A 20,034-nucleotide genomic window follows, 5' to 3' on the forward strand; every position below is an offset into this window, starting at 1 on the left:
CGCTCAGCCCTTCTTGGCCCAGGCGCTGCACCAGCCCTTGCCGGCCACCTGCTTGCCGGCGAACAGCGGGCAGCCGCCGGCGGCATCAGTGGCCTTGCCCTGGTAGAGCGCGCAGTTGGCGCAGTTCTGACCGGCGGCGTACTTCGGGTACTTCTTCGTGTCGGTCTTGCTGGCGTCGGCCACATAGCCGAGTGCGGCCGCCTGGGCGTCCTTCTCGTCCACCAGCTTGGCCTGGGCGCGTGCCTGCAGATGCACCCCGGCGCCCAGCATCAGGCCGCCGCCGGCCAGGCCGATCAGGAAAACACGGCGTTGCTGCGGGACGGATTGGGTTTTGGACATGGTCTTGTCTCCTCGTTCACGATGGACACAGGCCTTGGGGGTGGAAGATGTGGACCGAGGGCCGGCGGGCTCGGTGCATCTGTGAGTTCAACGCGGGCAGGGGTTCAGGGTTGACGCCTCCACAGCCGGCGGGCCAGCAAGAAGGCGCGGTACAGGCCTTCCAGCAGCGCGGGCAGTGGGCCCCGGTCCAGCAGCCGGGCCAGCCAGGCCCAGCGCGGCAGCACCCGCCACAGCGCCAGAAAGCCGCGCGCCCCGCTGACAAGCCGGCCCTGGGCATCGCGTACATGCAGACGGGCCAGCGCGGCCTCGCGGCTGAGCCCCAGGCCCAGTTGGGCCGGCGGGCAATGCGCGACATCGACCCAGCACAGCTGCTCCGCACCCCGCTCGCGCTGGTACAGCGCGATTTCGCGGCTGCAGACCGGGCAGGCGCCGTCGAAGTAGACGGTCAGCGTTGAGGGCGGGGCGGTATTCATGGGGCGAGCATAGGCAGATCGCCGACACCGAGTCGTGCCCTGCGCAATGGGGGGTGCCGCGCGTCTGATAATCCGATTCAATACCGAGTCACTGGGGTGTTCATGTCCGAGTCCGATGCAGGAGCCGCCGCGCGGCGCCACTACCGCAGTGCGGCCGTGGCCCGCATGCTGCGCATGCCGGTGGCGACGCTGCGCATCTGGGAGCGGCGCTACCGGGTCAGCGCTGCGGCCACCAGCGCGGCCGGCCACCGGCTCTACAGCGCCGCCGATGTGCGGCGCCTGGCCCTGCTGAAGCAGCTGACCACGCTGGGCCATGCCATCGGTGCGCTCGCCGCGCTGGACATGGACGAGTTGCAGGCCGTGGCCCGCACCCATGCCAGCACCGTGGCCGAGCCCTTGCGTCTGCCTGTTCTGACACTGGATCTGCCGCTGGACCAGCCGAGCGACACGCCGCCGCCACGGCGCTTCGACGATGCGGTGCTCGGCGATGTGGCGGGGCTGTCCTCGACGATTGCCTGCGAATGCCCGCAGCATCTGGCCGAGATCCTGATCCGGCTGGCGCAGTTCGAGGCCTACAGCGCCGACTGCCGCCAGCGCAGCCCGGCCGATGCCGAGCTGCATGCCTATCTGCAGCAGGTCGCGGGCCAGGCGCGCGCCAGCTTCGAGACGGCGCTGGAGCGGGTGGCCATCCACGAAGGCCTGTTGCTGGGCCCCGCCTTACAATCCGGGGCTTGCGCGCCGCCCGCGCCCCGCGACTGAGCCCCCCAAGAACAAGTCAGCGCCCGCCCGATACCGGGGCGGGCGTTTTTTATGAGTGTCCCCATTTCCGCCGTTTCCTCCCGCCTGCTGCATCTCGATGCCTTGAAGGCAGTGGCCGCGCAGCTGATCGTGCTGCATCACCTGGCCGCCTACGGCCCGGTCGCCGAGACCGTGCAGGCGCTGTGGCCGGCCCTGATCGCCTGGCTGTATGACTACGGTCGCATGGCGGTGCAAGTGTTTCTGGTGGTCGGCGGCTTTCTGACGGCGCGCGGCCTGGCTCCGGCCGGCCGACCCTTGGAAGCTGCGCCGCTGAGCCTGCTGTGGCGCCGCTACCTGCGCCTGGCGCTGCCGTTTATGGCGGCCGTGCTGCTGACGCTGGCCTGCTCGGCCCTGGTCGCGCCGCTGCTGCCCGAGCTGGTGCCGGCCGCGGTCAGCGCACCGCAGCTGCTGGCCCATGCGCTGCTTTTGCACGATGTGCTGGGCCACGAGGCGCTGACGGTGGGGGCCTGGTATGTGGCCATCGATCTGCAGCTGTTCGCGCTGCTGCTGGCCCTGCTGTGGCTGGCGCGCGGCAGCGCGGCAGCGCGCTGGCTGGGCCCGGCCCTGGTCTTGCTGCTGAGCGCGGCCTCGCTGTGGGTCTTCAATCTGGATGCCGGCCAGGACATCTGGGCACCGTATTTCTTCGGTGCCTATGGTCTGGGCGCGCTGGTGCACTGGCTGGGCTTGAGCCGCCACCGCAGGCTGGGTCTCGTTGTGTTGACCGCGCTGGCCGGCGGGGCCTTGGTCTACGAGTTCCGCGAGCGCCTGGCGCTGGCGCTGGCCACCGCGCTGCTGCTGGCCTGGCTGCAGCAGCGCCACCAGCGCGGCCTGCGGCTGCTGCGCGGCCGGGCGGCGGCGGTGGTCGCCCATCTGGGCACGCACTCGTATGCGTTGTTCCTGGTGCACTTCCCGATCTGCCTGCTGGTCAATGCGCTGTTCGAGCACAAAGACCCCGAGCACCCCTGGGCCGGCGTCGCCGCGATGGCGGCCGCCTGGGCGCTGAGCAATCTGGCCGCGCTGCCTTTCTATCGCTGGATCGAGGCGCCGGCCGGGCGGCTGCGCCTGGGTTTCGCGCGCACCCAGCGGGCCTGAGCTGCGCTCAGCGCTCCAGCGGCCGGGTCTGCGGCGTGCGCTGGAAGGCGCTCTTGTCAAAGCCCAGCGATGCCGCCTTGTCGAGCAGGCGCTGCAACTGGGCCTCGTCCATCTGCGGCTCGCGCGACAGCACCCAGGCGTATTGGCGGTTGGGTGTGCCGACCAGCACCTGGCGATAGTTCTCGTCCAGATCCAGCACCCAGTAGTCGCCGTAGAACGGCCAGAAGAAGGTGACGCGCAGCCTGGCATTGCCGCTGCCGTCCACCACCTTGGCATGGCCCTTGACGTCCTCGATCTCGCCGCTGGCCGTGCGGCAGCGGTTGATCACCTCGACGCGCTCGCCGTCGGGACGGTAGCGGGCCTGGGTGTCGGCCACGCATTGGCGCTGGAAGCGATTGGGCAGCAGCGCGATCTCGTACCAGGCGCCGGCGTAGCGCGCGAGGTCGACGCTGGCGACCGTGGGCAGCGGGGCGTCGGCGGCATGGGCGGCGCTGCAGGTCAGCAGTGCGGCGGCGATCAGCAGGGGTTTGAGCATGGCGGGAGCCTACCTGATGCGGCGGCTGAGCGTCGCTCGGCCCGGGACCGCAGGCTAGGCTCGGGAGACGTCGATGCTGGAGAAGGTCCGGGCCGCCCATCGGTATATGGGATCGCGGAGCACGGTGGCAATCGCCGAGCGTGCCGTGATGCCAGCGATGCCGTTGGCCGCCATTGCCTGGATCATGCCGGCCATGTCCGCGTTCCTGATGCGGTTCTCGGCGATCCATTGGATCCAGTCGTCGGTCAGCTGCGGCTGCCGGCGCGAATGCACGAGATCGGCCGCAACATCGAACAGCTCCTCCAGCAAGACGGTATCGAGTTCGCACCGGGCCCTCAGATGCTCGCTCACCGCATGTGCCGCTCCGGGATGCAGCCGAACGGAGGTGCCTGCGAGTGCCTGGAACCGGCGCGCGTGAAACAGGTCGAGGTTCTCGGGGCCATGTTCCGGCGCATCGGGCAGGCAGCCGTAGTGAAGTCGCAGCTTCGGATGCCCCGCGCCCCTGTCCGCCAACAGACCGAGCAGATCGGTCGAGGCGCCGGGGATGCCCTGGTCTTGCAAGGCTTGCATGACCGACATCCAGCGGCGGTCGCCGAGGCGCAGTGCCGAGGCCAGATCCATGGTCGACAGAGGGCCAAAGGCGACAACGCGCTCGACGCCCAGGGCCTGGCCATAGAGGATGGCGCCATACCCACCCATCGACTGACCGAGCATGACGGTGTGTGCGGGGCGGAGCTCATCGATCAGACCCCGCAGACTGTCCAGCGTGCTCGGCAGATCCGGCCCGAGCCCCTGGATCCCCTTCAGGTACCAGGCGAGCCGCGTGTCGCGCAGATGGATCTTCTGGAAGCTGTCGCCAAGATTCCATTCGACCTTCTTGAGCCGACCTTGATAGTCGAAGGCGGGAGGGCGCTCCCATTGCGCAAACCCGAAGCTGATGACCAGGGGCCGGCCCGGCGCGCGGTCCTCGATCAGGAAATCCGGATCAGGCATGGAGGACAAACGGCCTGCGTCATGCGCAAGCCGGATCGGCATACTCGAAGCTATTCGGTATCGTCAGCCCCGTATAGCTGATCGAGACGCTGGGTTCCAGCGCGCTGACCTGGTGCCACCAGCCCAGTGGCAGGAACAGGGTTTCACCGGGGCGCACCACCACATCCAGCACGCGCGCGGCGGCGACATCCGGATAGCGGCCGTGGTCCGGCGCGTCCAGGTCGACCGGGCTGAACACATGGCTGTGGTTGTACATGCGCGCCCATTCCAGCGGCGACACCAGACGCCAGCGCTTGCTGCCGATGATCTGGGTGTGGAACAGCATGCAGGTGTCGTGATGCAGCGGCGTCTTGGTGCCGGCCGGCCCTATCCAGAGATGGGCGGCGGCGGCAAGCCGGGCCCGGTCCGCCAAGGGCGGGAGTTCGCCGACATCGTCCAGCAGCCCGGCAAAAGAGGCCTGGCGCAGCAAGCCGTTGTTGGCCGTGATGTAGGCGTTGTTGTCCCAGGCTGTCTGCTCGACATAGGCAAGAAACTCGCCGAAGCGCATCGGGCGCTTGTGCGCGACGCTGTTCTCCTCGAAGCGAGGGTCGTCGTTGCGGCCGTCCTGGACCTCGATCATGTGCTCGCCGAAGCGGGCGGCGAGCTGCTCCCAGCGCCAGTTCTGCAGCGCCGGCCAGTCGCGCGCAGGCTCGGTCAGCACGGCGGGTCGGAAGGCATGCACATGGCGGGCGAGGAAGTCGGCCGCGTCGATCCGGCCGACCCGCGGGATCTCCGCATAGCCGGGGTCCGAGGCCCAGACCGACTGCATATTGCCGACCACCGACAGCAGCTTGCCATGCTGGCGCTGGCCGCGCGCGGCCACCGCGAAGATCGGGTCCTGGGCGACCCGCTGGATGGCGGCCAGCGCTGGATCGGCGGGCAGGCCCGCATCCACCATGCCCTGCAGCATCGAGTCGACGCTGCAGCCGCGCAGCAGATTGGTGGCTATCCATTCGGTCCAGGCCGTGCCGTCGGCCATAGACCGTGTGTCAACTTGCATGTGCTCGGGCAGACTTGCGCTATCGGTCTGCAGTGTGGCCAGCGTTGATGACAGCCTGACGAAGCTGTGGTGACGACCCTGCCGGGCTGCGCTCAGCTCCCGGCCTGCGCCCGCTCCAGATCCGCCAGGGTCTTGCCCGGCTCGTCGCGGAAGCGTTCGTCCAGCAGGGTCAGGTCTTGTATCCGGTCGACCCGGAAGCTGCGGAAGTCGCTGCGCTTTTCGCACCAGGCCGCGACGGTCCAGACCGGCCCCCAGAAGAAGCAGGCCAGCGGACGCACCACCCGCTCGGTACTGGCGCCGCCGAGGTCCAGATACTGCAGACGCAGCTTGTGCCGGCTCTCGGTGGCTTCACGCAGCCGCATCAGGCGCTGGCTCAGGCCTTCGTCCATGCCGCTCAGCGGTGCATAGACCGCCAGGCTCTCGGCCGCCGCCCGCGCCGCCGGCGACAGCACGGCCAGGATCTTGGACAGCGCGCTTTCGGCCGGCGTGATCAGGCCGGCGTCCAGCGCCGGCCGCGCCAGCCGCACCACGGCCACCAGGGCCTGGGCCTCGTCCTTGGTGAACATCAGCGGCGGCAGGTCGAAGCCGGCCCGCATCCGGTAGCCGACCCCGGCCTCGCCCTCGATCGGCACGCCTTGCTGCTGCAGCGCGGCCACATCGCGGTAGACGGTGCGCACCGACACCTCCAGGCGCTGGGCCAGGAACTCGGCGGTGGAAAGGCGGCGCCCACGAATGAGCTGGACGATCTGGAACAGGCGGTCGGCACGGCGCATCCCTCCATTGTGGCGGCTTCCGATGCTCGCTTCACACTGCTGACGCCGTGCTGTCAGTAACATCCGCCCATGTCGATTCAACAGCTGACCCCTGACTGGCAAGCCTGGCTGCGCGAGAACGTCGCACGCGGCTGCAGTCGCGACACCATGCTGCCGCTGCTGGTGCAGGGCGGTTTTGCCCAGGCCGTGGCCGAGCGGGCGCTGGACGAGCTCATCGCCGGCACGCCGGCGCTGACGGCGGCGCAGGGTCAGGCCTTGCGCAAGCGGCCCGCGCCCGAGCTGCAGGCCAACCGCATCGATTGCGCCGGCCACAGCGTGCGTGTTGCGGCGGTGCTGGATGCGCCGCAGATCGCGCTGTTCGAGAACCTGCTCAGCGAGGCCGAGTGCGCGGCGATGATTGCGCTGGCCGAGACCCGGCTGGCGCGCTCCACCGTGGTCGACGAGCAGCTCGGCGAGGCGCGGGCGCACGAGCACCGCACCAGCGCCGGGGCCTGGTTCCAGCGCGGCGAGACGCCGCTGGTCGCCACCATCGAGGCGCGGCTGGCCGCGCTGCTGCGCTGGCCGGTGGATCACGGCGAGGGCCTGCAGGTGCTGCGCTACGGGCCGGGCGGCGAGTACCGCGCCCACCATGATTTCTTCAACCCGGCCCATGCCGGCAGCCAGCGTCATCTGCAGCAGGGCGGCCAGCGGGTCGGCACCTGCATCCTCTACCTGGGCGAGGTCGAGGCCGGCGGTGGCACCCGCTTTCCGCAGCTGGGCTTCGAGGTGCGGCCCTCGCGCGGCGCGGCGCTGTACTTTGCCGATGTCGATGCGCGAGGCGTCGAGGACCCGGTCACGCTGCACGCCGGCGTGCCGGTGCTGGCCGGCGTCAAGTACATCGCCACCAAATGGCTGCGCGAGCGGCCCTATATCTGATGGCCGAGCTCGCGCTGCGCCGCTGCGAGACGCGTGACCGCCCGGCGCTGGCCCGCATGCTGGAGCTCTACCAGTACGAGCTGTCCGATATCTGGGACCAGGATCTCGATGCCAACGGCGAATTCGGCTACGACCTGGAGAGCTTCTGGCGCTCGCCCACCTGCCACGCCTTCATCGCGACGGTGGCCGGCCGCTACGCCGGCTTCGCGACGGTGGACCGGCGCGTCAAGATCGGGCCCGAGGGCTGGTGGATGGACCAGTTCTTCGTGCTGAAGAAGTACCGCCGCGCTGGGGTCGGTGCGGCGCTGGCCGCCCATGTCTTCGAGGCGCTGCCGGGCGACTGGGAGGTCGGCCAGATGCCGGCCAATCTGCCCGCCCAGGCCTTCTGGCGGCGCATCATTGCGGCCCGCGGCCACTTCAGCGAACACCGGCTGGAGCAAGGACGCTGGACGGGCATCGTCCAGCGCTTTCACAGCGCCTGACGATCAGGCGCGCTCGATGCGCGCCACATAGCAGCCATGGCCGGCGTAGTGGGCATGGATAAAGGCCGTGCGGGGCTGGCCCAGCAGGTGGCCGATCAGGCTTTCGGCCATGCGGCCCTCGACGACGCCGGCATCGACGATCAGCCCCTGCGCGTCGAAAGCGCGCAGCGACAGCAGGCTGTAGCGCAGCATCTCTGGCAGCTTGTCCACCGCCTCGAAGGCGGCCTCGGCGCCCTCCCGCACAAAGATCGCGTGGCTGGCGCGGTAGGGGCTGTCGATGTCCAGATGCACATGGTTCAGCAGCAGGCAGCTTTCGCCGGGCCGGGCCGGGCGCAGCTCGATGCGGTCGGGCAGGGTCTGGCCGGCCTCGGCGCGGCGGCGCACGATATGGCGCTCGGCGAGTTCGGCATCGCTCAGGCCGAACAGCGGGCGGAAGGGCTCGGGCGACAGGCCGGTGATGCGGTAGTGGGTCGTCATGATGCAGCGGTTCAAGGGTTGAGAAGGTCTGCAGCCTAGGTCCGCCGCGCCGGCCTGGCTGGCCGGAAGCGGACCTGGAATTCGGCGCGCTGGCACGCCGCTTGCGTACAGCAGCCCATCCCAACCGCTTTTTTGACCACCGGCCGCTGCCGGCATCGTGCCCATGTTGTCCTCCCCGTGTTCACCCGAGCCGTACACCGTGAACAGTTCTGCCCTTGCTCTCGAACTCAGCCTGGCGCGCGAGCGCCCCGATCAGCCCGAGGTGCTGGCGCTGATCCATGCGCTGGACACCTTCCAGAGCCAGCTCTACCCGGCCGCCAGCAACCATCTGCTTGATATCGAGGCCTTGCTGGCGCCCGAGGTGCGCTTTCTGGTGGTGCGCGATGCACAGGCACGGGTGCAGGGCTGCGGGGCCATCGTGCTGCGCGAGGACTGCGCCGAGCTCAAGCGCATGATGGTGCGCCCCGAGGCGCGCGGCCAGGGCCTGGGCGGCGCGCTGATCGCGGCGCTGGAGGTGGAGGCCGTGTGCGCCGGCCGGCCCTTGCTGCGGCTGGAGACCGGCGTGCGCCAGCGTCCGGCGATGCGGCTCTATGAGCGCATGGGCTATCGGCGCTGCGGCCCTTTCGGCGGCTACCGTGCCGACCCCTTCAGCGTCTATATGGAGAAGCTGCTCGGCGCCTGATCCACAATGCCCCGAAACACTGTGGGAGCATGAATGCAAAGGCCTCGGGTTCTGATCATCGGTTGTGGCTTCGGCGGCCTGGAGGCCGCACGCACGCTGGCCCATGCGCCGGTCGACATCACGCTGATCGATCGCAGCAACCACCATCTGTTCCAGCCCCTGCTCTACCAGGTGGCCACCGCCGGTCTGTCGGCGCCCTCGATTGCCGCGCCGATCCGCCATATGCTGCGGCGCCAGCGCAATGTCACCGTGCTGATGGCCGAGGTGTCAGGTGTTGACAAGGCGGCGCGCCTGGTGGACCTGGCCGATGGCCAGCGCCTGCCCTATGACCACCTGATCGTCGCCAGCGGCGCCACCCACAGCTATTTCGGCCGCGATGAGTGGGCCGCACACGCACCAGGGCTGAAGACCCTGGCCGATGCCTTCAAGCTGCGCGCCAAGGTGCTGCTGGCCTTCGAGCAGGCCGAGACCTTGCAGGACGAGGCGCAGCGCCGGCCTTGGCTGAACTTCATCGTGATCGGCGCCGGCCCGACCGGGGTCGAGATGGCCGGTACCCTGGCCGAGATCGCCCGCCACACGCTGAAGAACGAGTTCCGCCGCATCGACCCGGCCAGCGCCCAGGTGCTGCTGGTCGAGGGCTCGGAGCGGGTGCTGCAGGCCTTCAGGCCCGAGCTCTCGGCCAAGGCCCAGACCCAGCTGGAGGGCCTGGGCGTGCAGGTGCAGACCGGCGCCCGCGTGGTCGGCATCGACGCTGCGGGCATCGAGGTCGAGCAGGGCGGCGAGCGGCGGCGCATCGCGGCGCGCACCGTGGTCTGGGCCGCCGGGGTGGCAGCCTCACCGCTGGGCAAGACCCTGGACGTGCCGCTGGACCGCGCCGGCCGCGTCATCGTCGACGGCGCGCTCAACATCCCCGGCCACCGCGAGATCTTCGTCGTCGGCGACCTGGCCGCCGCGCAAAGCCATGAGACGGACGGCAGCACCAAGCCGGTGCCCGGTGTCAGCCCGGGCGCCAAGCAGATGGGCCGCCATGCGGCCCGCCAGATCATGGCGGCCATCGCCGGCCGGCAAGACCTGGCCCCGTTCCGTTATCAGGACTACGGCGCGCTGGCCACGATAGGCCGCAAGGCGGCGGTGGCCGATGTCGGGCGCTTCCAGTTCAGCGGCTACTTCGCCTGGCTGTTCTGGCTGTTCGTCCACATCTACTTCCTGATCGGCTTCCGCAACCGCCTGGTCGTGCTGATGGACTGGGCCTGGGCCTACTGGAGCTTCCAGCGCTATGCGCGCGTGGTGGCCGAAGCGGCGCCGACCGCAGAGCCCGGCCACTAGCCGCACAGCGGCCGGCCGAACGGGTCCGTTCGGCCTATTGAGATTTTGTTGAGCTTCATAAAGAGCTCCTAGATTGCGTCCCGTTCGACAACCAGAACGGGACCGCCGTCCCACAGGAGCCTTCCCATCATGAAGTCCCAGCAAGATCGCCGCAGCTTTCTGCGCAGCCTCGCCGCCGGCGCCGGTGCCTCGGCCGCCCTGGCCAGTTTCCCGCCCGCCATCCAGCGTGCGCTGGCCATCCCCGCCAACCACCGCAGCGGCACGCTCAACGATGTCGAGCACATCGTGATCCTGACCCAGGAGAACCGCAGCTTCGACCATTACTTCGGCACGCTGGCCGGCGTGCGCGGTTTCAGCGACCCCTTCCCGGTGCCGGTGCTGGACCGCCCGGGCACCTTCACGCGCAAGAGCGTGTTCGTCCAGCCCATCGGCAGCGGCGCGCCGGTGCCGGGCCGTCCGGAGTGGGGCGGCGGCCGCACCGCGATTGCGCCCTTCCACCTGAACACCGAGCAGGACTTCTCGGTGATGCGCGTGGCCGGCACGCCGCACAGCTGGCCCGACTCGCAGGCCGCCTGGGACCTGGGCCGCATGAACAACTGGCCCAAGGCCAAGCAGAACCATTCGATGGGCCACTATGCCCGCGCGGACCTGCCCTTCCAGTTCGCGCTGGCCGAGGCCTTCACCTTGTGCGACCACTACCACTGCGCCACCCAGACCGGTACCAACACCAATCGCCTGTTCCTGTGGACCGGCCACAACGACCCGCTGGCCGTGGCCGGCGGCCCGTCGACCGACAACAGCCGCGACAGCTTCAACACCAATCCCGCCACCGACTACACCTGGATCACCTATGTCGAGCGCCTGCAGGACGCGGGCATCAGCTGGCAGGTCTACCAGAACATGGCGGACAACTTCACCGACAACCCGCTGGCAGGCTTCCGCCCCTTCCGCAACGCCTGGTACCAGCGTCCCGGCTACTCGCAGGTGCTGCGCGAGCGCGGCGTCAGCACGCGCGACCTCGACAAGCTCAAGGCCGACGTGCTGGCCGACAAGCTGCCCCAGGTCAGCTGGATCGTTGCCACCGCCGAAGGCTCGGAGCACCCCGGCCCCTCCAGCCCGGCCTCGGGAGCGGACTACACGGCCCGCGTGCTGGATGCGCTGACGGCCAATCCGGAGGTCTGGAGCAAGACTGTGTTCCTGATCAACTTCGACGAGAACGACGGCTTCTTCGACCATATGCCGCCGCCGGCCGTGCCGTCCTACGAGCTCTATGACGCCGACGCAAGCCGCGCCCGCCTGGCCGGCGCCTCGACGGTGGACACGGTGGGCGAGTACCACCACCACCTGAACGGCTCGAACGCGCTGTACCACCACCGTCCCTACGGTCTGGGCCCGCGCGTGCCGATGTATGTGATCTCGCCCTGGAGCAAGGGCGGCTGGGTCAACTCCCAGGTCTCGGACCACAGCTCGGTGATCCGCTTCATCGAGGCGCGCTTCGGTGTGCAGGAGCCGCTGATCAGCCCCTGGCGCCGCGCGGTCAGCGGTGATCTGCAGAGCTGCTTCGACTTCCGCAATCCGGAGGACCAGCCCTTCATCCACCTGCTGCCCGAGACCGCTGCGCTGCGCGCGCGCGCCCGCGCACTGACCCAGACCAAGACCCCGGCGACCCCGTCAAGCCTGGTAGCGCCGCAGCAGGAAGAGGGCGTGCGCCCGGCCCGCGCCCTGCCTTACGAGCTGCAGGTGCAGGCCCGCCAGGACGGCACCAGCCTGCTGCTGCGTTTCGAGAACGAGGGCGAGGCCGGTGCGGTCTTCCATGTCTACGACCGCCTGGCGCTGGGCGCGCTGCCGCGCCGCTACACGGTCGAGGCCGGCAAGCAGCTGGAAGGCCGCTGGACCCCGGCCACCGGCAGCTATGACCTCTGGGTGTTGGGCCCGAACGGCTTCCATCGCCACTTCACCGGCTCGCTGACCGCCGTGGCCAACAAGCCCCGTCCCGAGATCGAGGCCCGCAGCGACCGCGTCTATGGCGAGCTGCTGCTGCGCCTGCACAACCGCGGCAACGTGGCGGCCAGCTTCGAGCTGCGCGCGCTTAAGTACAGCGACGAGCCGGTGCAGCTGCACAAGGTGGCCGCCGGCGCCTCGCTGGAGCTGCGCCTGCCGCTGGCCGAGAGCCGCCACTGGTACGACCTCTCGATCAAGGTGCGCGAGCTGGCCGGCTTCAGCCGCCGCCTGGCCGGCCATATCGAGACCGGCGAGGCCTCGATCAGCGACCCGGCCCTCGGCGGCCCGGCCTTGCTCGACCAATACCGCCCCTGATTCCCCATTCCCTCACTCCTACTCTTCCCATCATGAAAATCAAGAACCTTATCGCCAGCACCCTGCTGGGCCTCGTCGCCGGCCTCAGCCAGGCCGCCGTCTACGACCAGAACCTGATCGTCAATGGCGGTGCCGAACAGGGCACCAGCGGCTGGAACGGCTTTGATGACTTTGACTTCGTCCAGTCGGTCAGCTATGGCAACAACTGGGTCAAGCCCAGCGAGCCGGGCCCGGTCGACCGTGGCGCCCAGATGTTCACCGGCCTGGGCGCGCGCGCAGTGGCCTGGCAGTCGCTGGACCTGGAGCAGCTCTCCGGCGCCGGCGACAGCTTCAAGCTCAGCGGCTGGCTAGGCGGCTGGCAGGCCCAGGGCGACAACGCCAAGCTCTTCGTGTCCTTCCTGGACCTGTCCGGCCAGATGCTGGGCAGCACCGAGATCGGCCCCGTCTACGCGGCCGATCGCGGCAACAAGACCGGCCTGTTCTACCGCGAGGCCAGCGGCCTGCTGCCGACCCAGACCGCCACTGTGCAGTTCTGGCTCACGATGGAGCGCCTGGGCGGCGGCGACAACGACGGCTATGCCGATAACCTATCCTTTGTGCTGACCGCCGCGCCGGTGCCCGAGCCGGCCACCTACGGCCTGATGGCCCTGGGTCTGGTGGCCGTGGGTGTGGCGGTGCGCCGCCGCAAGGCCTGAGGGAGTATCAGCCCATCGGCGTGCACAGCTCCACCAGCGAGCCGTCCGGGCAGCGCACATAGGCGACGGTCTGGCCCCAGGGCTTGACCGTCGGTGCGGCCAGGCCGGTGGCGCCGGCGGCCACAGCGCGCTCGTAGGCGGCGGTCACGTCGCCGGTGGTGAAGCCGATCTCCATGCCCAGCGGGCGTGGGCTGGCGTCGGCCGCGACATAGTCGCCGCCGACGCTGTCGCGCGCGGTTGCATGGTCGACAAAGGCCAGCGCAGTCGCGCCGGTCTCGAGTTCTCCGTAAGCGCCGGACTCGTGCAGAAAGCGGCGCTGCAGACCGAAGGCGCGCTCGTAGAAGTCCAGCGAGGCGGCGACGTCGGCGACATAGACGAGGGTGTAGGCGAAGTTCATGGGGGCTTGCTCCTTGCTGTGGATGGGTGCGACATCTTGCGCGGCCGCTGCTGACAGCGGTTGTCAGCATTGCCCTTATGCTGCGCGCCATGACTTTGCGCCACGGTGTCCCTCGACGCAGCCTGCTGATCGCGGCGGCGGGGACAGGTCTTGCCGGCCTCGCCCGCTCTGCCGGTCTGCAACTGCCATCGCTGGCCTTCACAAGCCGGCAGCTGGCCAATGGGCTGACCGTGCTGGCCTTGCCGGTGGCCAGCACCAGTGTCAGCGTGCAGCTCTGGTACCGGGTCGGCAGCAAGCACGATCCGGCGGGGCGCTCCGGCCTGGCCCATCTCTTCGAGCACCTGATGTTCAAGAGCACGCGGCATATGGCCAACGAGCAGTTCGACCGCATGACCGAGGATGTGGGCGGCAGCAACAATGCCTTCACCGCCGAGGACATGACGGTCTACCACTGCACCGTGCCGTCCAATCACCTGGAGCCGGTGCTCTGGGCCGAGGCCGAGCGCATGGCCAATCTGAATCTGGACCAGGCCAATTTCGACAGCGAGCGCGAGGTGGTCAAGGAGGAGTTCCGCCAGCGCGTGCTGGCCGATCCCTACGGACTGCTGTTCAACGCGATCTCCAGCTACGGCTATCAGCAGCATCCCTACAAGCGCCCGGTGATCGGCAATATCGCCGAGCTCGACGCCGCGACGCTGCGCGATGCGCGCGACTTCCACACGGCCTACTACCGGCCGGACAACGCGCTGCTGATCGTCGCCGGCGAGTTCGAGGCAAGCCAGCTGGATCGCTGGGTCGACCACTACTTCGGCAGCATCCGCGCACCGCTGAGCCCCGTGCCCCAGGCGGCCAGCGCCGAGCCGCGCCGAGCGCGTGACGAGTTCCATCATCTGCCGGCCCGCGCGCCGCTGCCGGCGGCCCTGGTGATCTGGCAGGGGCCCAAGGCAGCCAGCGAGCTGGCCCCGGCGCTGCAAGTGGCCCAGGCCCTGCTGGCCCAGGGGGATTCGGCGCGGCTGAGCGAGGCCCTGGTGTACCGGCAGCGGGTCGCACAAAGCGTGGGCTTCGATGCGCTGCTGAATGCCGATGCCGGCCTGCTGGCCGCCTATGCGGTCTCGACCGGCGCCTTGAGCGGCGAGCTGCTGCTGAAGCAGTTGGTGGCCGAGGTCGAGCGCCTTGCCCATGAGCCGGTGCTGCCCGCGGAGTTGGCCAAGGCCAAGGCGCAGCTGCTCAACAAGCTGCTGGTCGAGCGCGAGACGCCCGAGGGCCGCGCGCTGGCCCTGGGCTATGCCTTGCTGCTGCGCGGCGACGCGAGCCTGGCCGAGCGCGAGCTGGCGCAGCTGCAGGCGGTCGGCGTCGCCGATGTGCAGCGGGCGCTGCGCCGCCATGTCTTGCAGGGTGCCAAGGTCTCGGTGCTGTATGGAGAACGGTCATGAGGCGCCGGACCTTGCTGGGTGGCGCACTGGCGGTGCCGCTGCTGGCCGGCGCACAGCGTTTCGACCAGATGCCCGCGCCGGGTCCGGCGCGGCCCTTGCCCCAGCCCCGGCTGCAGCAGCTGCGCCTGGGCAACGGCCTGCGCCTGGTGCTGGCGCAGCGGCGCGGCATGCCGCTGGTGACGGTCGAGCTGCTGCTGGGCCAGGCCGGCAGCCTGCTGGATCCGCCGGGCAAGGCCGGGCTGTCGCAGCTGGGCCTGCTGATGCTCAGCAAGGGCGCGCGGCGCGAGGGCCAGGCGGTCGATGCGGCCGACATCGCCTTCGCCGCCGAAAGCCTGGGCGCCAGCCTCGAGATCGGTGACGGCAGCGCCTCGGGGAGCCTGGGCCTGACCCTGGCGACGCCGCAGCTGGACGAGGGCCTGGCCCTGCTGGCCGATCTCTTGCAGCGGGCCACGCTGCCGCCGGCCGAGATCGAACGGGCCCGCGCCGAGCTGATTGCCAGCTTCCGGCTCAGCCTGTCCGATCCGGCCCTGCTGGCCCAGCTGCTGGGCCAGCGCCTGTTCTGGGGCGACAGCCCGGCCGGCCAGATCGCGACACCGGCCAGCCTGGCGCGGCTGCGTCGCGAGGATTTGCTGGCCTTTCAGCGCCAGCAGCTGCGGCCGGAATCCACCACGCTGATACTGGCCGGCGACCTCGATGGGGGCCAGGCGCGCGCGCTGGCCGAGTCGCACTTCGGTGATTGGCGCAGCCTGCGCCCGGCCGGTCCGGCGCTGCAGCCGCTGCGCGCACAGCCGCTGCCGGTGCGGACCGTGCTGCTGGATCTGAGCGGGGCCGGCCAGAGCGCGGTGCAGCTGCTGGCGCCCTATCCCGGCAGCGAGGATGAAGCCGGCCAGCGCATCGGCATGCTGGCCAATGCGGTGCTGGGCCAGGGCTACTCGGCGCGGCTGAGTCATGAGGTGCGCATCAAGCGCGGCCTCAGCTACGGCGCGGTCAGCCAGGTCGAGAGCCTGCCCGGCGCCGGCACGCTGAGCGCCTATACCCAGACCCAGCACGGCCGGGCCGCCGAGGTGGCCCGGCTGATGGCCGCCGAGTTGCTGCGCCTGGGCCGAGAGCCGGTCGGCGAGACCGAGCTGGCGGCGCGCCGCGCCAGCCTGATCGGCACCTATGCGCGCCAGCTCGAGACCACCGCGGGTCTGGCAGGCCTGGTGTCCGAGCATCTGCAGCAGGGCCGCGAGCTGGCCACGCTGGCCCAGCTGCCGCAGCAGCTGGCGGCGCTGAGGGCCGAGCCGCTGCGCGAGTTCGCGGCGCGCTACTGGCGCGCCGACAGCCTGCGCACCGTGGTCGTCAGCGATCTGAAGGAGGCCGGCGCCGACCTGCGCCAGCTCGACCCGGGCGCCTGGGTGATCCCGTTTGAGCAGCTCGATCTGGGCAATCCGTCACTGCGGCGACCGGCCGGGCGCTGAGGCCCCCCAATGACAGCGGCTAGAATAGCTGTTGTCATTGGGGAGTAGCCGCTGTAGCCACCATCCCGCTGCAGGCCCGCGTCAACACACTTGGTTCGTGAGAACCATGGCGCGGGCAGTGCCCACACCTGGCAAGACCTTTGACCATGCACCCTCGGTAACGGCCGGAGGCGGCATGGTCAATGCTGCACTTGCAGGCCGTGGAGTGTTCTCGCAATGGAAGCCTTTCTCGTCTCGACCGGCATCGTGGCCCTCGCCGAAATCGGGGACAAGACCCAGCTCTTGGCCTTTTTGCTGGCCGCGCGCTTTCGCAAGCCGCTGCCGATCTGCCTGGGCATCCTGATCGCCACGGCGGTCAACCATGCCGGCGCCGGTGCGCTGGGCGCCTGGATCACCACCCAGCTGAGCCCGCAGACGCTGCGCTGGGGCCTGGGCCTGGGCTTTCTGGTGATGGCCATCTGGACCCTGATCCCCGACAAGATCGACGAAGAAGAGGAGGGCGGCAAGGGCCTGAAACTCGGTGTGCTGGGCACCACCATCGTGGCCTTCTTCCTGGCCGAGATGGGCGACAAGACCCAGATCGCCACCGTCGCGCTGGCCGCGCAGTTCCAGGCCTTTGTGGCCGTGGTGGCCGGCACGACGCTGGGCATGATGATCGCCAATGTGCCGGCCGTGCTGTTGGGCGACCGCATCGCCGGCCGCATCCCGGTGCGCCTGGTGCATGGCATCGCGGCGCTGATCTTTGCGGTGATCGGGGTGGCGACGCTGTCGGGGGCAGGGGCCCGCTTCGGTCTGTGAGGCCTTAATCCAGTCTTAAGAGATTGGCAAGTGCTATTGGTTTGGCCCGGGTGCCTGTCGATGCGGGGTCGCAACGTCAAGGGTTTCCCTCAGCGATGGTGCGGTCTGCGAGGCGAAAAATCCGCAACGCGAACTTCGCACTCCTTCCCGAACCCGTGCACAACCCGCCGGGCTTTCGGGCACTGAACCAGCACCCCCTGTTCACTTCTCTGGAGAGAGGATCCTCATGCTGAAACCATCAAGGCTTTGCAAGGCCTTGGCGCTTGCCTTTGGCGCCGCCGCGCTGGCCCATCTGTCGCCGGCCCAGGCCCAGCAGCAGTCGCTGGAGCGGGTCACGATCACCGGCTCATCGATCAAGCGCCTGGAGTCCGAGACCGCGCTGCCGGTCACCGTAATCACCCGTGAGCAGATCGAGAAGACCGGCGCCACCTCGGTGGAGGACATTCTGCGTCGCGTCTCGGCCAGCTCGGCAATGCTGTCGGACACCACCCAGGGGGTCGGCTATGCCACCGCCAATGCCAACTTGCGCGGCCTCGGCGCCAACTCGACCCTGGTGCTGCTGAACGGTCGGCGCCTGGCCAATCATCCTTTCGGCACCATCGGCGGCAATGCGGCGGTCGACCTGAACAGCATCCCTTTCGCGGCGATCGAGCGCATTGAAGTGCTACGCGATGGCGCGTCGGCCGTCTATGGCACCGACGCGGTCGGTGGCGTGATCAACTTCATCACGCGGCGGGACTACCGCAACGGCGAGTTGATGATTCGCTACGGCGACACCGAGGCCGGCATCGGCGGTTCGGAGCGCGGCGCGTCGGTCGCGGTCGGTTTCGGCGACTTGGGCAGCCAGGGCTTTAATGTGCTGTTGACCGCCAACTTCCAGAAGAACAGCCGCATCAAGGCGATCGATCAGGGCTTCTACAACCGCGGCGTGCAGGAGATTCCGGGCTCGGATCCACCATCGTCGAGCGCGCCTTATCCCGGTTTCATCGAAGGCGCGGGTGCTGCCTTTCCCGGTATCGCTCCGGGGGCCTACCCGGAGCTGAATCCAGGCGCCAATTTCGCGCCCTGCGTGGAACCGTTCGCCTTCTCCACCGTGCGCGGCACGACGCCCAGCGGCATCGATGCACGCGGCTGCCGCGCCATCTATGCCGCGACGCTGGACAATCTGCCGGACTCGAAGAAGGGCGACATCTTCGGCCGCGCCACCTTTGCGTTGAGCCAGGACCATCAGCTCTTTGTCGAGGGCTCCTATGCGCGCAACCACACGATAGGTCGGGTCGCGCCTACCCCGATCCGCTACGGCTTCGGCCCCTTCAACGCGCAGAAGTTCGACTTCGAACCGGTGCTGATGCCGATCACCAGCAAGTACTTCCCGACCGCCCTGCTGACGCGGCTGGGATTCACGGCGGCCGACTACGATCCCGATGGCGACGGTCTGGTGGGTATCGGCCTGCGCGCCTTCCCCGCCGGCAATCGCATCAGTACCAATACCAACACCCAGAAACGCATGGTGGTCGGTGCCAGCGGCACTTTCTCTGGCTGGGACTATGACGCCGGTATCAATGTATCGCGTGCCGAGGGCCTGCTGAACTATGCTGGCTATATTCACGAGGATCGTTTTCTGGCGGCACTGCGCTCCGGCAATCTGAATCCCTTCGGACCCAGCGACGATGCCGGCAATGCGCTCTGGAAGTTGGCCGGCATGGACGGCGATATGCGCAAGTCGGCCAGCACGACGACCGCGTTCGATCTGAAGGTCAGCAAGGAGTTGATGGAGATGGCTGGCGGTCGCATGGCCGTGGCCTTCGGTACCGATCTGCGCCGCGAGAAAGCCGACGACAAACCGCTGAATGCCGACTATGCCGCCGGCAAGCACATCGGCGGCGAGGGCACGGTGCCGGCCACCAGTGCCTCGCGCAGCATCAAGGCCCTGTTCGGCGAGTTGTCGATGCCGTTTGCCAAGGGCTGGGAGGCCACGCTAGCGGCCCGTTACGACAACTACAGTGACTTCGGCTCGACCTTCAACCCGCGCGCCTCGCTGCGCTTCCAGCCGACCAAGGCGCTGCTGTTCCGGGCCGCAGCCGGTACCGGTTTCCGCGCGCCGACGCTGTGGGATGTCAACTCGCCGGTGTCCTTCTCCAATACCGCAGACACGGTCAATGACCCGGAATGCCCGCGCCCGTCCGAGGTCAACGGCCGCTGCGCCTCGCAACTGCCGACCCGATCGGTCGCCTCGGCCAATCTGAAGCCCGAGAAGAGCCGCCAGATCTCGGCCGGTGTGGTGTTCGAGCCGGCGCGCAATCTGTCGCTGGGGCTGGACTACTGGCGCATCCAGAAGAAGAGCCAGATTGGCGTGATCGCGGCCAATACCCTGCTCGAGGATCCGGTGCTGTATCAGCGCTTCAACAGCCGGGTCAAGCGTAACGCCGATGGTTTCATCCTCTATGTCGAAACACCGGTGGACAACCTCGGCGATCTGCGCACCTCGGGTGTCGATATCGATGTGCGCAGCAGCCTGGAACTGGGTGAGGGCGGGCGCCTGAACCTAGGTGTGGGTGGCACCTACGTCAACCAGTACGACGCGCAGAAGTATGCCGGTGGCCCCTATGGCAAGTTTGCCGGTTCGGGCGGCGACAGCACAGTGCCGCCGGTGCCACGCTGGCAGCACACGGCCACGGCCGAGTGGCAGTTCCAGAATTTCGGCTTCACGGTTGAGCATGTGTACACCCGGGGCTGGACCGAATCGGCCGCCTCGGTCAACGCCAATGTGTTCGTCAACGCACCGCATCGTGTCTCGAATACCGAGCGCGTTAACCTGGCGTTCAGCTATCTGGGCTTCAAAAATCTGAAGCTGCGGCTGGGCGTGCGCAACGCCTTCGATGATGAGCCGCCCTATGTGGCGTCCTCGTCATTCGGTTCGCACGCGGCCGGCTATGCTGCTTCCTTCGCCGACCCGCGTGGGCGTTTCTGGTACGGTACGGCCTCGTATCAGTTCAAGTAAGTACCGCAGG

20 protein-coding genes and 1 riboswitch are annotated in these 20,034 nt (G+C 68.8%); of the genes, 12 read left to right on the forward strand and 8 right to left on the reverse strand.

The genetic code is table 11. The features are described 5' to 3' along the window. Nucleotides 1–3: 3 nt before the first annotated feature. Nucleotides 4–339: a high-potential iron-sulfur protein gene (locus O5M90_RS18500; RefSeq protein WP_440402243.1), complete on the reverse strand. Its 336-nt coding sequence runs from the start codon at nucleotides 337–339 to the stop codon at nucleotides 4–6. A gap of 104 nt (nucleotides 340–443) precedes the next feature. Continuing rightward, complete coding sequence (locus tag O5M90_RS18505; RefSeq protein ID WP_137943858.1) at nucleotides 444–812, reverse strand: thiol-disulfide oxidoreductase DCC family protein; 369 nt, start codon at nucleotides 810–812, stop codon at nucleotides 444–446. 102 nt (nucleotides 813–914) lie between these two features. Here O5M90_RS18505 and O5M90_RS18510 point away from each other — a divergent pair, with 102 nt between their 5' ends. Both O5M90_RS18510 and O5M90_RS18515 read left to right on the forward strand, forming a co-directional pair. Next, the gene (locus tag O5M90_RS18510) at nucleotides 915–1,571 is read left to right on the forward strand and encodes a MerR family transcriptional regulator (RefSeq protein WP_269839889.1); all 657 of its coding nucleotides are present in this window, start codon (nucleotides 915–917) and stop codon (nucleotides 1,569–1,571) included. 51 nt (nucleotides 1,572–1,622) lie between these two features. Continuing rightward, nucleotides 1,623–2,702 carry an acyltransferase family protein gene (locus O5M90_RS18515; RefSeq protein WP_269839890.1) on the forward strand — a complete coding sequence of 360 codons (1,080 nt, stop codon included), beginning with the start codon at nucleotides 1,623–1,625 and terminating at the stop codon, nucleotides 2,700–2,702. A gap of 7 nt (nucleotides 2,703–2,709) precedes the next feature. On the opposite strand, the gene O5M90_RS18520 is transcribed toward O5M90_RS18515, so the two are convergent. From O5M90_RS18520 to O5M90_RS18535, 4 genes are all read right to left on the reverse strand, one after another. Then, the gene (locus O5M90_RS18520) at nucleotides 2,710–3,237 is read right to left on the reverse strand and encodes a lipocalin family protein (protein ID WP_269839891.1); all 528 of its coding nucleotides are present in this window, start codon (nucleotides 3,235–3,237) and stop codon (nucleotides 2,710–2,712) included. A 54-nt stretch (nucleotides 3,238–3,291) separates the two neighbouring features. Next, nucleotides 3,292–4,230, reverse strand: coding sequence for a hypothetical protein (locus tag O5M90_RS18525; protein ID WP_269839892.1), 939 nt, complete (start codon nucleotides 4,228–4,230; stop codon nucleotides 3,292–3,294). Between the two features lie 19 nt (nucleotides 4,231–4,249). Continuing rightward, the gene (locus tag O5M90_RS18530; protein ID WP_269839893.1) at nucleotides 4,250–5,248 is read right to left on the reverse strand and encodes a cupin-like domain-containing protein; all 999 of its coding nucleotides are present in this window, start codon (nucleotides 5,246–5,248) and stop codon (nucleotides 4,250–4,252) included. Between the two features lie 113 nt (nucleotides 5,249–5,361). Further along, nucleotides 5,362–6,042 (reverse strand): helix-turn-helix transcriptional regulator, encoded by a 681-nt coding sequence (locus O5M90_RS18535; RefSeq protein ID WP_137943864.1) that lies wholly within the window; start codon nucleotides 6,040–6,042, stop codon nucleotides 5,362–5,364. 69 nt (nucleotides 6,043–6,111) lie between these two features. Between O5M90_RS18535 and O5M90_RS18540 the strand changes: the two genes are divergently transcribed. Continuing rightward, entirely contained in the window at nucleotides 6,112–6,957 is an 846-nt protein-coding gene (locus O5M90_RS18540) for a 2OG-Fe(II) oxygenase (protein ID WP_269839894.1), read from the forward strand. Beyond that, a complete protein-coding gene (locus O5M90_RS18545; protein WP_269839895.1) occupies nucleotides 6,957–7,439 on the forward strand; it encodes a GNAT family N-acetyltransferase in 483 nt (160 codons plus the stop codon). The genes O5M90_RS18540 and O5M90_RS18545 overlap by 1 nt, the downstream gene beginning before the upstream one ends. 3 nt (nucleotides 7,440–7,442) lie before the next feature. Here the strand turns inward: O5M90_RS18545 and O5M90_RS18550 are convergent, their stop codons facing one another. Then, entirely contained in the window at nucleotides 7,443–7,916 is a 474-nt protein-coding gene (locus O5M90_RS18550; RefSeq protein WP_269839896.1) for a DUF1203 domain-containing protein, read from the reverse strand. 199 nt (nucleotides 7,917–8,115) lie between these two features. Here O5M90_RS18550 and O5M90_RS18555 point away from each other — a divergent pair, with 199 nt between their 5' ends. The 4 genes from O5M90_RS18555 (at nucleotide 8,116) to O5M90_RS18570 (ending at nucleotide 12,935) form a co-directional block, all read left to right on the forward strand. Next, the gene (locus tag O5M90_RS18555) at nucleotides 8,116–8,598 is read left to right on the forward strand and encodes a GNAT family N-acetyltransferase (protein ID WP_269839897.1); all 483 of its coding nucleotides are present in this window, start codon (nucleotides 8,116–8,118) and stop codon (nucleotides 8,596–8,598) included. Between the two features lie 33 nt (nucleotides 8,599–8,631). Then, nucleotides 8,632–9,924, forward strand: a complete 1,293-nt coding sequence (locus O5M90_RS18560; RefSeq protein ID WP_269839898.1) for an NAD(P)/FAD-dependent oxidoreductase — start codon at nucleotides 8,632–8,634, stop codon at nucleotides 9,922–9,924. Between the two features lie 129 nt (nucleotides 9,925–10,053). Then, complete coding sequence (locus tag O5M90_RS18565) at nucleotides 10,054–12,240, forward strand: phosphocholine-specific phospholipase C (protein WP_269839899.1); 2,187 nt, start codon at nucleotides 10,054–10,056, stop codon at nucleotides 12,238–12,240. Nucleotides 12,241–12,272: 32 nt separating this feature from the next. Continuing rightward, nucleotides 12,273–12,935 carry a PEP-CTERM sorting domain-containing protein gene (locus tag O5M90_RS18570; protein ID WP_269839900.1) on the forward strand — a complete coding sequence of 221 codons (663 nt, stop codon included), beginning with the start codon at nucleotides 12,273–12,275 and terminating at the stop codon, nucleotides 12,933–12,935. 7 nt (nucleotides 12,936–12,942) lie between these two features. Here the strand turns inward: O5M90_RS18570 and O5M90_RS18575 are convergent, their stop codons facing one another. Continuing rightward, on the reverse strand, nucleotides 12,943–13,332 hold the full coding sequence (locus O5M90_RS18575; protein WP_137943872.1) for a VOC family protein: 390 nt from the start codon (nucleotides 13,330–13,332) through the stop codon (nucleotides 12,943–12,945). An 89-nt stretch (nucleotides 13,333–13,421) separates the two neighbouring features. On the opposite strand from O5M90_RS18575, the gene O5M90_RS18580 reads away from it, so the two are divergent. From O5M90_RS18580 to O5M90_RS18595, 4 genes are all read left to right on the forward strand, one after another. Next, on the forward strand, nucleotides 13,422–14,765 hold the full coding sequence (locus tag O5M90_RS18580) for a M16 family metallopeptidase (protein ID WP_269839901.1): 1,344 nt from the start codon (nucleotides 13,422–13,424) through the stop codon (nucleotides 14,763–14,765). Further along, nucleotides 14,762–16,225 carry a M16 family metallopeptidase gene (locus O5M90_RS18585; RefSeq protein WP_269839902.1) on the forward strand — a complete coding sequence of 488 codons (1,464 nt, stop codon included), beginning with the start codon at nucleotides 14,762–14,764 and terminating at the stop codon, nucleotides 16,223–16,225. Before O5M90_RS18580 ends, O5M90_RS18585 begins: the two co-directional genes overlap by 4 nt. Before the next feature lie 27 nt (nucleotides 16,226–16,252). Continuing rightward, nucleotides 16,253–16,429: riboswitch (yybP-ykoY riboswitch) on the forward strand. A 12-nt stretch (nucleotides 16,430–16,441) separates the two neighbouring features. Beyond that, nucleotides 16,442–17,023 (forward strand): TMEM165/GDT1 family protein, encoded by a 582-nt coding sequence (locus O5M90_RS18590; RefSeq protein ID WP_269839903.1) that lies wholly within the window; start codon nucleotides 16,442–16,444, stop codon nucleotides 17,021–17,023. A gap of 226 nt (nucleotides 17,024–17,249) precedes the next feature. Continuing rightward, complete coding sequence (locus O5M90_RS18595; RefSeq protein WP_269839904.1) at nucleotides 17,250–20,024, forward strand: TonB-dependent receptor; 2,775 nt, start codon at nucleotides 17,250–17,252, stop codon at nucleotides 20,022–20,024. Nucleotides 20,025–20,034 lie beyond the last annotated feature (10 nt).

The organism is Paucibacter sp. M5-1, assembly GCF_027498415.2.
In the GTDB taxonomy this organism is placed as follows: domain Bacteria; phylum Pseudomonadota; class Gammaproteobacteria; order Burkholderiales; family Burkholderiaceae_C; genus Roseateles_E.